This is a genomic window from Streptomyces viridosporus (assembly GCF_002078235.1).
Lineage (GTDB): Bacteria > Actinomycetota > Actinomycetes > Streptomycetales > Streptomycetaceae > Streptomyces > Streptomyces viridosporus.
Window position 1 is genome coordinate 1 of record NZ_MSGP01000235.1, and the last position, 13398, is coordinate 13398.

Consider the following 13398-nt stretch of genomic DNA (forward strand, 5'->3'; position numbering starts at 1 on the left):
CCAGGCCCAGCGGCAGCGACGGCTCCCGCGGCTCCAGGGCGGTCGCCGTGCCCCCGTGGACCATCAGCGGTGCCGGGTGGCCCCGGTTCGCCACGCGCAGCACGCCATGGTCGGGGGGGATCTCGACGAGGACGGCGGTGACGAAGTCCTCGTAGGGGGCGTCGGCCTGGCGGTTCTTGACGTCCTGCAGTTGCACCTCCACGCTCCGGACGATGCCGGGCAGGTCCGGCAGCTGAAGGGCCGCCGCGTGGAAGGAGCCCAGCAGGGTGTTGACCAGGGTGACCGCCTGCATGCCCTTGCCGCGGACGTCGCCGATCATCATGCGGAGGCCGTGGGGGGTGTCGTGGACGGCGTAGAGGTCGCCGCCGATCAGGGCCTCCTCCTGGGCGGCCTGGTACCGGGTGGCGACGGCCAGCCCCCGGACGCGGTCGGGCATCGCCGGCAGCACCGCGCGCTGGACCGCCTCCGCCACCTGGCGGGCCGTTCTCAGCTGTTCCCGTTCGCGGGCGAACATCCGGTTGAGGAACGCCGCGACGACGGTCAGGACGGCGATGGTCGCGGTCTGGGTGAGAACCGAACGGGTGAGAACGCCCTGGCTTTCGCGGAGCGCCAGGAGCCCTCCGGCCAGGCAGGCCGCCGCACCACTGGCGAGCGTCCAGGCCAGGGAGAGCATCGGTGCCGCGATCACGGAGACGGCCGCCAGGAGGGGGAAGGTGTTGAATTCCGGCCAGGCGAGGTCGACGACGACCGCGGCGAGGAGCACGACGGCGGGCAGGTACCGGAACCACCGCATTCTCCCGGGGGCGCGCTTGTGCCGGTATCGCTCCATCCCCGTGGTCCTCGAGCCGTCCTGTACCGATCCGGTCTCCAGTCTCCGGTGGATCCTTGATCGAGGCGACCGCTGGGCCGCCTTCGGGGGTGCACGGACGGCCGAGTCGGTGATCACGGCTCGCGCGCCACAGACGTGCCGGAGCAAGCGGTCCGTCACGGTCGACGAGGGCGTCCGGAAGCAGCTGGCCCAAGGGTCGGCGACACCCGGGAGACGGGCCCGGTGACCGGCGGAGGCGGCCCCGCAGGCCACCAGGATCGTCGCGCCCCCGTGGCGGACCGGTATGTGGATCACAGAAGACCCGCCTCGAAGACGTCGTCGGCGAGCATCGCCCGGGCCAGGAAGAACGTGGGGCATTTCGCCACCGCCTCGGCCGGTGCCGGGGCTTCTCGCCCAGCAGGCGGTACGCCTCCTCGTTCTCCGGCGTTCTCCGGCAGATGCGTGGGGCCCGGGCGGTCCAGCAGGTTCTTGTCCGTAATCACGACGTCGGTCAGTTTCTTGTGATGAGCCGTCCCTTCGGGGCCGTGCGGTGAAGATGCGGGCGGTCGGGGCGCGGGTGACCATCGGATCGGTGGTGGTTCCGCGCCGTCTGCGGGCCGCCCCATTGCGCCTTCTGACGCCCTCTGGCCACGATCCCGGACGGAGTCGCCATGCCCAGGAACACCGGAGCACAGCCTGCCCTCTCGGCCTCACGGCCTGCCGCTTCGGGTGGACGACCGGCTGACCCTGTCCCGGAGCTGTTTCGACCAACCGATGAGCCGTCCGGACCAGCGGCGGAGCCGACCGGGTGGCATCTTGGCAGGGTGTACGCGCCGGTCCAGCGCGCCCGTGCGGATCGCCTCGAGCGCGTCGGTGAGGTCGACTCCCGCGAACGCGATGACGTCGGTCGCGACCGTGCGGAGGCTGTAGGCCAGGAAGGTACGTTCCGAGCCGGCCGGCCCGGCCTGTGCGGTGATCCGCGTCGCGAGTTCCAGCGAGCGGTCCGCGGCGCGCTGGCGCACGTCGCGGTCGCCGAGCCCGCCGGCCAGCGAGGCGATGACGTCCGTAAGGCCGCGCACCGGCTCCTGGAACCGGTCGCGGGTGTCGGCGTCGGCCGAGGCGAGGAGGCGCGCGAGCATGAGGCAGCTGGCACCCAGCAGATCGAGGTGCTCCGCGTCCTCCTTCTCGCGTACGACGACTTTCGCCCGCCCCGTCACCACACGACGCGTGACACGCATGTTGGTCCGCCCGACCCGGCGCAGCTCCAGCAGGTGGTCCAGCACCTCGCGGAGTTCCCCGACCGCCTGCTGGGCGAGCCTGTCGTCGTCCTGGTCGATGGCGTCGGCCAGAGTGGTCAGGCCGCCGGCGATCGCGTTGAGCGCGGCTGCCTCGGCACGGCGCAGCAGCGCCAGTGGCTCGGGCGGAAAAAGAAGCTGCGAGAACACCAGAGCGATACCCGCGCCGGTCAGTGCGTCCAGCAGGCGCTGTACACCGTTCGCCTGATCACCCAGCGCCACTACCAGGATGGCGCTCACCGCGGCCTGCACGACGACGATCTGCGCGCTCCGCAGGGCGCGGGCGACCGCGAGCGAGACGAAGACCGCGAGTGTCATCGTGCCCGGACCGGCCCCCAGGGTGGCGAGCACAAGTTGGCCGACCAGCAGACCGAGGAGCACGCCCAGAAGGAGCCGGATCGCGTGCAGACCGCGTTCGCCGAGGTCCGCGGTCAGCGCGATCATCGCCGTGATGGGCGCGAAGTACGGGGCGGGGTGGTCGAACCCGTAGCGGGCCACCAGCCACGCAGCCGTGACGCTGGCGGTGGCCTGCAGGAGCAGCCACACGTCCAGGGCGACCCGGCGGCGGCCGACCGAGAGACGCGACACCGCCCGATGCGCCAGCGCGCGCGTTCCGCGGACTGTTCTGCGGGACAGCGGCGCGCTCACCCGGCTCATCATGCCAGCCGGCCGCCCCGCTCACCCGGCGCCGACCGTCCCCGGCGAGCCGTGCCAGTGCCCGTGCCCGCGACGGAAGGGGTGTGGCGCCAGTGAGGGCCGAGCAGGTGACCGAATCGATCGCGTACCACGGTGAGGGGCCGGTCTGGTCCGCGGCGTGGGGCGGTCTGCGGTGGCTGGACATGCTGGCGGGGGACGTGCTGTCGCTCGCCCCGGACCACACCGTGGCACGACGGCACATCGCCACCGTGGTCGCCGCGGTCCGCCCCAGACGGCGAGGGGGCGCCGTCCTCGGCGTCACCCGTGGATTCGCCCTCGAAGACCCGGACGGAAAGGTGACCATCTTGAACCCCTTGTGGAGCGATGAGCGCATCCGCATGAACGAGGGAGGCTGCGACCCGGATGGGCGGTTCTACTGCGGTTCGATGGCCTACGACGGTCGACAGGGAGCCGGATCGGTCCATCGCCTGGACCCGGACGGCTCGACGACGATCGTCCTGGACGAGGTGACGGTCTCCAACGGCCTCGAGTGGAGCCCCGACGGGGACCGTGCGTACTACGTCGACACCGCGACGGGCCGCATCGACGTGTTCGACTACGACCGGGCGGGTGGGCTGAGCGGGCGGCGCCCGTTCGCCGTCGTACCGGACGGCCCGGACGGGGTGACGGTCGACGCGGAGGGCGGCGTGTGGGTCGCCCTGTACGGCGGCGGCTCGGTGCACCGGTACGCGCCGGACGGCACCCTCGACGAGGTCGTGGAGCTCCCGGTCACCAAGGTGACGGCGTGCACCTTCGGCGGGCCGGAGCTGGACCGGCTGTTCATCACCACCTCGCGCGAGCACCTCGAGCCCGGCACCGAACCGGAGGCGGGCGCACTGTTCACCTGCACCCCCGGTGTCCGGGGTGTGCCCGTCCGGGAGTACGCCGGATGAGCGGCGCCGACACCCCCCGGGGCGGCTCGAAGGAGGAGCGGACCGGGCAGAGCGACGAGCAGGCCGAGTCCGGGACCGGGCAGACCCAGACACTGGTCATCCTCGGCGCCCAGGGCGACCTGACGGCACGGCTGCTCCTTCCGGGGCTGGGCAACCTCGTCGCCGCCTCGTCGCTGACCGGCCTCTTCCTCGTCGGCAGCGACCGGAGCGAGGAGAGCGACGAGGAGTGGCGGACGGCCGTCGCGCAGGCATTCGCGGCGGGCGGGGCGAGCGGGCCGGCCGTCGACACCGTCGTCCGCGACGCGCGCTACGTGACCGCGGACGCCACCGACGAGCACGACCTGCGCCGTCTGCTGACGAGCCGCCGAGGCCGCCTCACGCTGTACTTCGCGCTGCCACCGGCGGTCACGGTCGAGGCCTGCCGGGCGCTGGCCCGGACCGGAGTGCCGGACGGAACGCGTCTGGTGCTGGAGAAGCCCTTCGGCACCGACACGGCCAGCGCCACCGCGCTGAACGAGCTGCTGCACGGCCTCGTGCCGGAGGACCAGGTGCACCGCGTCGACCACTTCCTCGGCATGTCGACGGTGCTCAACATCCTGGGTGTCCGGTTCGCCAACCGGGTGATCGAACCACTGCTCACCTCGGAACACGTCGAAGCGGTCGACATCGTGTTCGACGAGACGCTCGGCCTCGAGGGCCGTGCCGGTTTCTACGACACGACGGGCGCCCTGCGCGACATGCTCCAGAGCCACCTGCTCCAGGTGCTGGCGCTGGTGGCGATGCCCGCACCCAGCACGCTGGAACCGGTCGACGTGCGGGACGCCAAGGCGCACGTCCTGCGCGCGACCCACGTCTGGGACGACCGCCCCGAACGGTTCAGCCGGCGCGCCCGCTACACCGCCGGCACGGTCGACGGCCGTTCGCTCCCGTCGTACGTCGACGAGCCGGGCATCGACCCGGCCCGGGAGACCGAGACCCTGACCGAGGTCGTGTTCGCCGTCGACACCTGGAAGTGGGCCGGTGTGCCGTTCCGCGTCCGCTCGGGCAAGGCGATCGGCTCGCCCCGGCAGGAGGTCGCCTTCTGGTTCAAGGCCCCCCAGCACGTTCCGGACGGACTCGTCGGCGACGTCCCCGGGAACCGGCTGCGCATCGGCATCGGCCCCCGTCGCCTTCAACTGGACATCAACATCAACGGACCGGGCGACCCGTCCACGGTCTCCCCGGTGACGCTCGACACGAGCTTCGGCCCCGGCGGCCTGCTCGAGTACGGCGAGGTGCTCCGGGGCGTGCTGGAGGACGAGAAGCCCCTGTCGGTGCGCGACGACATGTCGGTCGAGTCCTGGCGCATCGTCGAGCCGGTGCTGGACGCCTGGCGCGACGGCCGCGTCCCCCTCGAGGACTACCAGGCCGGGAGCGCCGGTCCCACGGCCTGGGAGGACTGGGCGACATGACCGAACCGCTGGACACGCGCCCCACGTCGGAGAGCCGGTTCGTCCGACTCACGCCGCAGGGGCTCAGAACCGTCCGCCGGTGGGCGGTGTCCATCACCATCGGCAGCTTCCTGTTCGGCTTCGACACCGGGATCATCTCCGGCGCGCTGCTGTTCATCCGCGACGACTTCGACCTCAACTCCTTCGAGCAGAGCTCGGTGGTCAGCGTCCTGCTGCTCGGCGCGGTCGTCGGCGCGCTGGTCAGTGGAAGGATCGCGGACCGCTACGGGCGACGGCCGCTCCTGGCCGGCCTCGGTGTGCTGTTCCTTCTCGGGATCGTCGCCGCTGCCGTGGCAGGCGGCTACTGGCTGCTGATGCTCGGCCGTGTCGTCATGGGCCTCGCCGTCGGCGGCGTGTCGGCCACGGTGCCGACCTACCTCGGTGAGATGGCGCCGGCTCAGATCCGGGGCCGCGTCCTCAGCCTCAATCAACTGCTCATCACCCTCGGTCTGCTCACCTCCTACCTCGTGAACTGGGCCTTCGCCGAGTCCGAGAACTGGCGCGCGATGTTCTGGGTCGGCGGCATCCCCTCCGCGCTCCTCGTCCTGGTGTGCCTGTGGCTGCCGGAGTCCCCGGTGTGGCAGATCAACCACGGCAGAACGGACCGGGCCCGCCGGACGCTCGACAAGGTCACCGAACCGGGCGGCACGGACCTCGTCGTCTCGCGCTTCGAGGACACCGAGCACGGCACCGGCCGCGACGGCGGGCAGCGCGAGGACGGGGCCGGGAGCGGGCCGGGAAACGTGCGGGCGCTGCTGGCCCCGGCGGTCCGCCCCGCTCTCCTGGTCGCCCTGATCCTCGCCGCGCTGCAGCAGTTCTCCGGCATCAACACGATCCTCTACTACGCACCGACGATCATGGGCCAGGCCGGCCTGTCCGCCTCGAACGCGATCTACTACTCGGTCTTCATCGGCGTCATCAACGTCATCGTCACCGTGGTCTCCCTCGGCCTCGTCGATCGACTCGGCCGCCGTCCCCTGCTGCTCGGCTCCCTCGCCGGCATGGCCGTCTCCATCGCACTGCTGGGCATCGCGTTCGTCGTGGACCTGAGCCCGCTGCTCATGCTCGTCTTCATGATGCTGTACATCGTGGCGTTCGGGGTCGGCATGGGCCCGGTCTTCTGGGTCCTGCTCGGCGAGATCTTCCCCCCGGCCCAACGCGCCGAGGGGTCCAGCGCGGGGGCGACCGTGAACTGGCTCTCGAACTTCGTGGTGAGCCTGCTGTTCCTGCCCCTCATCTCGGCCATCGGGGAGGGGCCGACGTTCTGGATCTTCGCCGTGATCTGCGTGCTCGGTGTGGCCTTCGTCGCCAGGTGGGTCCCCGAGACGCGCGGCCGCCACATCGACGAAGTGGGGGAGGACCTCCATCGGCGGTGGAACGTGCGGACGGAGTGACCTTCCGCGCGGAGCGCGTGGACGGACAGTTCCAGCCCGGCCGCGGGGCAGGGCGGCGCGGAGGGGCGAGTGGCCCGGCCGGCTGTGGCCGGACTCCCTGTTCGGCCCGCCCTCGACGGGCCGAACAGGGGCCAGGGGGCGTGCGGCTCAGCAGCCGCCGCAGTTGTAGTACGTGACGTCCCAGTGGTTGCTCTCTTCGGCGTAGACGTTGCCGGAACCGGAACGCCACTGCCCGGCGCCGTCGCCGCGTACCCCGATGTAGGCGAAGTTGTTCTTGATGTAGTTCCCGAGGCACGTGGACTTGCTGTAGTCGAGCTTGTAGCCGTTCCAGTGCGAGTACGTCCCGGAGGCGTGGCCCGTCTCGGTGCCGCCCGTGATGTTCAGTGCGCAGCCGCTGGCCCGCTTGAGGGTCTGGGCGCCCTGGGCGGTGGCGAGGTTGAGCTGTTCGAACGACGTGCAGGTCGAGACGTTGCGGTTCGAGCAGTTGCCGGAGGACGACCAGGTGATGCCCACCTCGCGGAACATCGAGGTCGCGGTGGCGTGGCTGATCTTCGTGGCGGCGGACGCCTCGCCCGCCGTGCCGATGACGGCGGCGCCGGGGGCGACGACCAGGGCGAGAGCGATCAGGACCGAGCGGATCCTCGGAAACTTCAGAGCCTTCACGGCCTTCATGGACGAACCCTTCCTGCTGGGGCCAGATTTCCTTGGGGGATGGCTGTGCAGGTGGTGCACGCAGATCATGGCGGATGTCTACGCGCGTCCGCCAGAGGCAGGACGGTATCCGTCCGCAGGCACGCGAAGAAGGCGCGGTGCCCTGCGGTGAGAGGTGCTCTCGGCGTCGTCGGTCCTCGCCGCGATGCTGCGCAAGTCCGGGCCGGCCGAGGTGGCCCGGACGGTTCGCGAGCCTCAGCCCACCGACCGGCGGCAGTTCCAGGTGGTTCACCCACTCGCCCGCGAAGCCCGGGCAGGGGTTGTCCGACCGAACGCATGGCCGCATCCGACCCGTCGGACGGGGAGCCGCCCGGCTCCAGGCGGCGCCTCGCGGTCGGGGCGCACCGTCCGTTCGAGCTCCGATTCGGTCGAACGAGGGGGCTCCGGGGACCGGCCCGACGTGGTCGACCGATGGCGGCCGGTTCGATCTTCTCGCGGGGGCATCACCACGTCCCTACCTGCCTTTCACACCTTCGGTTCGCCGTTTCGCCGAATTGTCGGTTTCGATCGTCCGATCTGGGTACTGACGGGGTTCATGACGCACACTGTGCTCACCGGCCCGTGGGTGCTCGTCGGATACGCGGCCGATCGGGTGTCGGAGGGTGATCTGGCGGCGGCGCGGGCGCAGATGGGTTTCTCCCTCGCCTGGCACATCATCGTGGCCTGTCTGGGCGTCGGGCTCCCGGCGCTGACGCTGCTCGCCGAGTGGTACGGCATCCGCACCGGCAGCCCGGCGTACCGTTTGCTGGCCCGCCGGTGGGCACGTGCCATGGGGGTGCTGTTCGCCGTGGGTGCCGTGTCCGGCACGATCCTCAGCTTCGAGATGGGACTGCTGTGGCCCGGCTTGATGGGAAGGTTCGGTCAGGTGATCGGGCTGCCCTTCGCGCTGGAGGGCATCGCCTTCTTCATAGAGGCGATCTTCCTGGGCATCTACTTGTACGCGTGGGACCGGCTGCCACCCCGCCGCCATCTGCTGATCGGCCTCCCCATCGTGATCGCGGGCACCGCGTCGGCGTTCTTCGTCGTGTGCGCGAACGCCTGGATGAACCAGCCGCGCGGCTTCACCCTGCGCGAGGGCGAGGTGGTCGACGTCGATCCGTGGGCGGCGATGCTCAACCCGGCCAGCCCGCCGCAGACCGTGCACATGATTCTGGCCGCCTTCATGGTCGCGTCGTTCCTGACCGCCGCCGTGTACGCCGTGGCCATGCTGCGCGGGCGCCGCGACACCTACCACCGGGCGGGGTTCTTCATCCCGTTCACACTGGGCGCGATCGTGACTCCGTTCCAGATCGTCGTGGGCGACTGGGCGGCACGCTTCCTGGCCGACTACCAGCCGACCAAGCTCGCGGCCGTCGAAGGCGTCTACCGCACCGGTTCGCACGTACCGCTGACGATCGGCGGCGTCGCGGGTGACAACGGGCTGAAGTACGGCCTGGAGATCCCCAACGGGCTGTCGCTGCTGATCGGTTACCGTCCCGACACCGTCGTCCAGGGCCTCGATCGTGTGCCGCCCGCCCAGCACCCGCCGGTCACCGGCGTGCACTGGGCGTTCGACCTGATGGTCGCCGTCGGCTTCTTCCTGCTCGCCCTCGGCGTGTGGTTGCTGTGGGCGTGGTGGCGCCGTCGCCGCACCGGCGGCGAACTGTCCACCCCTCGCCTCTTCCTGGCACTGGCCGCGATCGGCGGCCCGGCCGCGGTGGTGGCCCTCGAGTGCGGCTGGACCGTCACGGAGCTGGGCCGTCAGCCCTGGATCGTGTGGGGCCTGATGAGCGTGCGCGATGCCGTCAACCCCGCTCCCGGCCTGATGACCGGACTGTGGCTGGTGCTCGTGGTGTACGCCGCCATGACCGTCGCGACCGTCTACGTCCTGCGACGCCTCGCCCGGGGCACCCCGGTGCCGCGCGCACCGCAGGAGGAGGACGTCACCGGGTATCCCGTCGTGTGATCCTCCCGCAGCCCGTTGTACGACCCCTTGGAGGTGACCGTGCTCGCGGACGCGGCGCTCACCGTGATGTGGGTGGGCCTGACCTGCTACGCCCTGTTCGGAGGGGCCGACTTCGGCGCCGGAGTCTGGGACCTGCTGGCCGGCGGCGCCGAGCACGGCCGGGCCCGGCGCGAGCTCATCGAGCACAGCATCGGGCCGGTCTGGGAGGCCAACCACGTGTGGCTGATCTTCGTGGTCGTGATGTTGTGGTCGGCCTTCTCGCCGGTGTTCGCCGCGGTGATGTCCACCCTGTACATCCCGCTCACCCTCGCCGCGTTGGGCATCATCGCCCGGGGCGCCGCCTTCGCCTTCCGCAAGGCGAGCACCGAACTGTGGCAGCAGCGGCTGTTCGGCGCGTGCTTCGCGCTGTCGTCGCTGCTGACGCCGTTCTTCCTCGGCACGGTGGCGGGGGGCGTCGCCTCCGGCCGCGTTCCGCCGGGGCTCGCCGAAGGCGACGTGGTCACCGGCTGGCTCAATCCGACGTCGCTGCTGGGCGGGCTGCTGGCCGTGGTGACCTGTGCGCACCTGGCGGCGGTGTACCTGTGCGCCGACGCGCACCGCGAGGGACGGCCGGAGCTCGCCGCGGCCTTCACCCGCGACGCGGTGGTCAGCGGCCTGGTGGCGGGCGCCGTGGCCCTTGCGGGCATCGCGGTGCTGAACGCGGACGCCCCCGAGCTGTTCCACGGACTGACCCACCGCGCACTGCCACTGGTGATCACCAGTGCGGCGGCCGGCCTGACCGGCCTCGGTCTGCTGGCCCGGAAGCGCTTCGTGGCCGCCCGCGCGGCCGCGGCCCTGGCGGTCGCCGCCATCCTGTGGGCGTGGGGCGCAGCCCAGTACCCGGCCCTGCTGGTGGGCAGCACGACGGTGACCGAGGCCGCGGCGAGCGCCTCCGTGCTGTCGGCGGTCCTCGTGGTGCTGGGCGTGGGAGCGGTGGTGCTCGTCCCGTCGCTGTGGCTGCTGTACGCCACCTTCCAGCGGGGAGCCGTCGACCAGCACTCCTCGCGGTGAACCGAAGCACCCACGCCGGTCACCCCGGCCGGCTGGAGGCCCGCACGCAGTCGGGTATCGCACTGGTGACCGGGGCGGGGGCCGAGTCGTTCGCCCCGGCCGTCGTCGCGGAGATCCCCCGGACTGCTCCGTTGCCTGGTACGGGTCAGGGAGTTCCACGGCGGTCTCCGCCGCGGTTCAGGCGCGCCCTGATCAGTGCGGCGTCGTGATCGAGGGCGGCACGGGACCGCTCCTGCCACCTGACCTCCAAGCGGAACCGGTCGTCCGTGGTGCGGGGGAAGACGTGCGCGTGGAGGTGGAAGACCGTCTGATCGGCGGCCTCGCCGTCGGCGAGGAATACGTTCACCCCCTCGCACGGCAGTGCCGAGCGCCGCAGAGCCCGCGCCAGCAGGTGGACGACGCGGAACAGATGGGCCATCAGATCCTCATCGATGTCCTCCAGACCTGCCGCGTGTACCTTGGGGATGACGAGGAGGTCTCCGGGCGCGGCCGGGTGGATGTCCATGAAGGACAGGACCAGATCGTCCTCGTACACGCGGCTGGCCGGCACCCGGCCGGAGACGATGCCGCAGAAGGCACAGGTCGGATCCCCGGCGAACAGCTCCATGGACACAGCATGCGACAGCGGTCCCGGAGCCGCTCCTGACCGGGCTGACCCGCGCCCGCGCGTGGGGGTGCCGCGTCTTCCCTCGGCATCCGCCCGACAGGTGTCCGTCTCCGACGAGTACTGGTACGCGGCCTGACCCGCAGCGACCACTTTCCGAGCCCCCACACGACCGGGCGGCGGCGCTCGGGGGAGGGGGCCTTCCGGGAGCCGGGAGCCGGGAGCCGGGCGTCGGCGCCGGACCGGTGGCATGGCCGGCGCGGGCGCGCAGACCGGACGTCGGCGCTCTGGCGGGGGCGGCGGGAAGGGACGGCCGACCGGATCCGGTCCGGAACCCGTGGCGGACCCGGGCGGTCCGGCGGCGCGGCACCGTGTTCTCGTGCCGTGGCGCCGGCGCCCGTGCGTCCTTGGTCGTCCGGTCGCGCGGCACGGCAGCGGGCGCCTCGAGCGGATTCCGGACCGGCGCGGTGACGCTGTGGGCAGCGGCGCCGAAGGAGCGTCCCGGGCACCGCGGAGGCCGTCGCCCCACCCGGAGGAGCCGCGGGTCAGACCCGGAACCGTAGGTCCGAGCGGGACAGGCTGCTCACCACGGCGACCGGCCGACCGGCCGGAACAGACGGCCGACGCGTCCCGTCCTCAAAAGCTCAGCATGACATGAAGGGAGCAGCAGACCGGGCCCGATCCCACATGCCGTGCAACTGCTCGACCGGGCGCTGCTGCTCACCGTGCAGGGCGTTGAGCACCACCAGGCATCCGGTCAGGGCCGGCACCGCCCACTGCACGTAGGCCAGCTGCCGCTGGGCCTTGTTGATGTCGATGGGGTGCTTCTCCGCCTGCTCCGCGTCCCGCGGGTCGGGAGAGGAGGCCAGTTCGATCTTCTTGCCCAGGACACGGGCGTAGGCAGTGGCTGCCAGGGCCGCGGCGGTAACGGCGGTCTTGACCGTGGTGGAGGCGCCCACACCCTTCTGGGTGGCGACCCGGTGGGCGTTCGCGGCGAGCAGCCCGCCGCCGCCGAACAGATGCGCGCCGATGGCGGCGGCGTTGACCGGCGTCCACTTCGCCCATCCCGACGACGAGATCCGTGCCCTGACCTGTTCCGTCCCGCCTTCCTCCTCGGCTGCTCCGTTGAGACCGACCGCGCCCATCAGCGACCCGCCGAACCAGGCGGCCAGGCCCACATCGTGCAGGCTGCGGATGAAGGTGTTGCGATGGGACATGGCAGTGCTCCTTACAGCAAGGGGACGGGAGGAGCCGGCAGAAACGCCGAGCGTTACTCCACCCTCGCGGGAGCTTGGCCCCACCGCCATCACGGTTGACCCGGACGGGTGTAATCCGCAGGGAGAAACCCCCGAGCAGGCCGGCTGGGAAGTGGCGGTTGCCGGCCACCGTGCAACGGCGCCGGCTATCGCTCCACGCCTGTGACTGGGCAGTGATCTCCAGGGGGTCCGGCTGCTCCGGTCCGGTGTCCCGTTTCTTGGTCGGGAGTCGGCGCTGGGGACCTCCGCACCCGCGGCCCCATGGCGTTGAGCAAGCACTCGTCAGTGGTCGAACACGTTCCGCCATGATCGCGCAGTGGGTGATACGGGAATGTCGGCCACAGGGGACCTGGAGGACCCCCTTGAGTAGATCGCACCGCCGGCCGTGATCGCGGGGGAGGCGGCTGCCGCCGCGATGTGGCAGGGCCCGCCGCGGGCGCTCCCCTCAGTGCCACCGCCGCGGTGACTGGTCCGGCGGGGGCGTGCCGCCGGCGGAGCAGACGGACGGAGACAGCCGCAGGTCAGCCGTTGAGCTTCTGGTGGACCTCGTTGACGGTGGCGGCCAGGTCGCTCAGGTCAGGGCGGACGGCGTGCGCGATCGAGGGGTCGTCGCTCGCGTCGAGACGGTTGATCCACACGCGGGCGATGTCGAGTTCGCCGGCCGGAACCATGTCGTGGAAGTAACTCTGCGCCACGTGCACCCAGCGGTCACGGGTGACCCCGAGGGACTTCTCGAAGTACTCGAAGTGGTTGTGGGCCGGTTTGTAGGCGCCGGAGTCCTCGGCGGTGACGATCGCGTCGAACTGTACCCGCAGGCGGCGCCGGGTCTCGCCGATGATGACGCGGTCGCAGTTGGTCAGCAGGGCGAGGTTCCAGCCGGACTCCCGCAGCTCGCGCAGGGCCTGCCGCGTCTCGGGGAAGACCGGCCAGAACGGGATGCCGGCCGTCAGGACACGGGTGTCGTCCTCCAGCAGATCGATCTCCGCCTCGGTGGCCGTGCGCTTCAGGGCCTCCGTCAGGACGTCGCTGTAGCGCATGGAGGGGTGCTCGCGCTGCACCTGCGGCTCGTGGCGGTTGTAGACGTCCAGCAGCTCCCAGCCCTTACCGGGCGCGACCAGTTCGATGCCGGTGGCGATGCCGTGGCGCCAGTCCACGAGGGTCCCGAAACAGTCGAAGGTGACCCAACGCTTCTCGCTCATCGCTCTTCCTCCGGGTCTCGGAAGGAGCGGGGACGGCGTCCTCGGCATGACCACAAG

General features: G+C 71.4%; 12 protein-coding genes. 5 read left to right on the plus strand and 7 right to left on the minus strand.

Annotation, left to right across the window (positions count from 1 at the left end; genetic code table 11):
• The 3 genes from B7L92_RS17310 to B7L92_RS17315 form a co-directional block, all read right to left on the minus strand.
• Nucleotides 1-829, minus strand: an 829-nt coding sequence (locus tag B7L92_RS17310; RefSeq protein ID WP_255311009.1) for a PP2C family protein-serine/threonine phosphatase, incomplete at its 3' end; no start/stop codon positions are given.
• Nucleotides 830-1119: 290 nt separating this feature from the next.
• Nucleotides 1120-1311, minus strand: a complete 192-nt coding sequence (locus B7L92_RS40310; RefSeq protein ID WP_143626339.1) for a hypothetical protein — start codon at nt 1309-1311, stop codon at nt 1120-1122.
• A 207-nt stretch (nt 1312-1518) separates the two neighbouring features.
• The gene (locus B7L92_RS17315) at nt 1519-2691 is read right to left on the minus strand and encodes an FUSC family protein (RefSeq protein WP_255311012.1); all 1173 of its coding nucleotides are present in this window, start codon (nt 2689-2691) and stop codon (nt 1519-1521) included.
• A gap of 176 nt (nt 2692-2867) precedes the next feature.
• Here B7L92_RS17315 and B7L92_RS17320 point away from each other — a divergent pair, with 176 nt between their 5' ends.
• From B7L92_RS17320 to B7L92_RS17330, 3 genes are read left to right on the plus strand one after another with little or no spacing between them, the layout of a single operon-like run.
• Nucleotides 2868-3692 carry an SMP-30/gluconolactonase/LRE family protein gene (locus tag B7L92_RS17320; protein WP_368656251.1) on the plus strand — a complete coding sequence of 275 codons (825 nt, stop codon included), beginning with the start codon at nt 2868-2870 and terminating at the stop codon, nt 3690-3692.
• Nucleotides 3689-5143: a glucose-6-phosphate dehydrogenase gene (locus B7L92_RS17325; RefSeq protein WP_255311013.1), complete on the plus strand. Its 1455-nt coding sequence runs from the start codon at nt 3689-3691 to the stop codon at nt 5141-5143. Before B7L92_RS17320 ends, B7L92_RS17325 begins: the two co-directional genes overlap by 4 nt.
• Entirely contained in the window at nt 5140-6576 is a 1437-nt protein-coding gene (locus B7L92_RS17330; protein ID WP_081238499.1) for a sugar porter family MFS transporter, read from the plus strand. The genes B7L92_RS17325 and B7L92_RS17330 overlap by 4 nt, the downstream gene beginning before the upstream one ends.
• A 147-nt stretch (nt 6577-6723) precedes the next feature.
• On the opposite strand, the gene B7L92_RS17335 is transcribed toward B7L92_RS17330, so the two are convergent.
• Nucleotides 6724-7248, minus strand: a complete 525-nt coding sequence (locus B7L92_RS17335; protein WP_081238500.1) for a hypothetical protein — start codon at nt 7246-7248, stop codon at nt 6724-6726.
• A gap of 574 nt (nt 7249-7822) precedes the next feature.
• On the opposite strand from B7L92_RS17335, the gene B7L92_RS17340 reads away from it, so the two are divergent.
• Together B7L92_RS17340 and B7L92_RS17345 are read left to right on the plus strand one after the other, a co-directional pair.
• A complete protein-coding gene (locus B7L92_RS17340; RefSeq protein ID WP_081238501.1) occupies nt 7823-9232 on the plus strand; it encodes a cytochrome ubiquinol oxidase subunit I in 1410 nt (469 codons plus the stop codon).
• A 39-nt stretch (nt 9233-9271) separates the two neighbouring features.
• Nucleotides 9272-10282 (plus strand): cytochrome d ubiquinol oxidase subunit II, encoded by a 1011-nt coding sequence (locus B7L92_RS17345; protein WP_081238534.1) that lies wholly within the window; start codon nt 9272-9274, stop codon nt 10280-10282.
• A 145-nt stretch (nt 10283-10427) separates the two neighbouring features.
• Here the strand turns inward: B7L92_RS17345 and B7L92_RS17350 are convergent, their stop codons facing one another.
• The 3 genes from B7L92_RS17350 to B7L92_RS17360 form a co-directional block, all read right to left on the minus strand.
• Nucleotides 10428-10889 (minus strand): HIT family protein, encoded by a 462-nt coding sequence (locus B7L92_RS17350; RefSeq protein ID WP_081238502.1) that lies wholly within the window; start codon nt 10887-10889, stop codon nt 10428-10430.
• Between the two features lie 641 nt (nt 10890-11530).
• Complete coding sequence (locus B7L92_RS17355; protein ID WP_081238503.1) at nt 11531-12103, minus strand: hypothetical protein; 573 nt, start codon at nt 12101-12103, stop codon at nt 11531-11533.
• 560 nt (nt 12104-12663) lie between these two features.
• A complete protein-coding gene (locus B7L92_RS17360; protein WP_081238504.1) occupies nt 12664-13341 on the minus strand; it encodes an HAD-IA family hydrolase in 678 nt (225 codons plus the stop codon).
• Between the last annotated feature and the right edge of the window lie 57 nt (nt 13342-13398).

Excerpts from the sequence above, each read along its gene's own strand:
- B7L92_RS17325 (WP_255311013.1), top strand. The coding sequence starts at position 3,689 with ATGAGCGGCGCCGACACCCCCCGGGGCGGCTCGAAGGAGGAGCGGACC.
- B7L92_RS17330 (WP_081238499.1), top strand. The coding sequence starts at position 5,140 with ATGACCGAACCGCTGGACACGCGCCCCACGTCGGAGAGCCGGTTCGTC.
- B7L92_RS17335 (WP_081238500.1), bottom strand. The coding sequence starts at position 7,248 with ATGAAGGCCGTGAAGGCTCTGAAGTTTCCGAGGATCCGCTCGGTCCTG.
- B7L92_RS17340 (WP_081238501.1), top strand. The coding sequence starts at position 7,823 with ATGACGCACACTGTGCTCACCGGCCCGTGGGTGCTCGTCGGATACGCG.
- B7L92_RS17350 (WP_081238502.1), bottom strand. The coding sequence starts at position 10,889 with ATGGAGCTGTTCGCCGGGGATCCGACCTGTGCCTTCTGCGGCATCGTC.
- B7L92_RS17355 (WP_081238503.1), bottom strand. The coding sequence starts at position 12,103 with ATGTCCCATCGCAACACCTTCATCCGCAGCCTGCACGATGTGGGCCTG.
- B7L92_RS17360 (WP_081238504.1), bottom strand. The coding sequence starts at position 13,341 with ATGAGCGAGAAGCGTTGGGTCACCTTCGACTGTTTCGGGACCCTCGTG.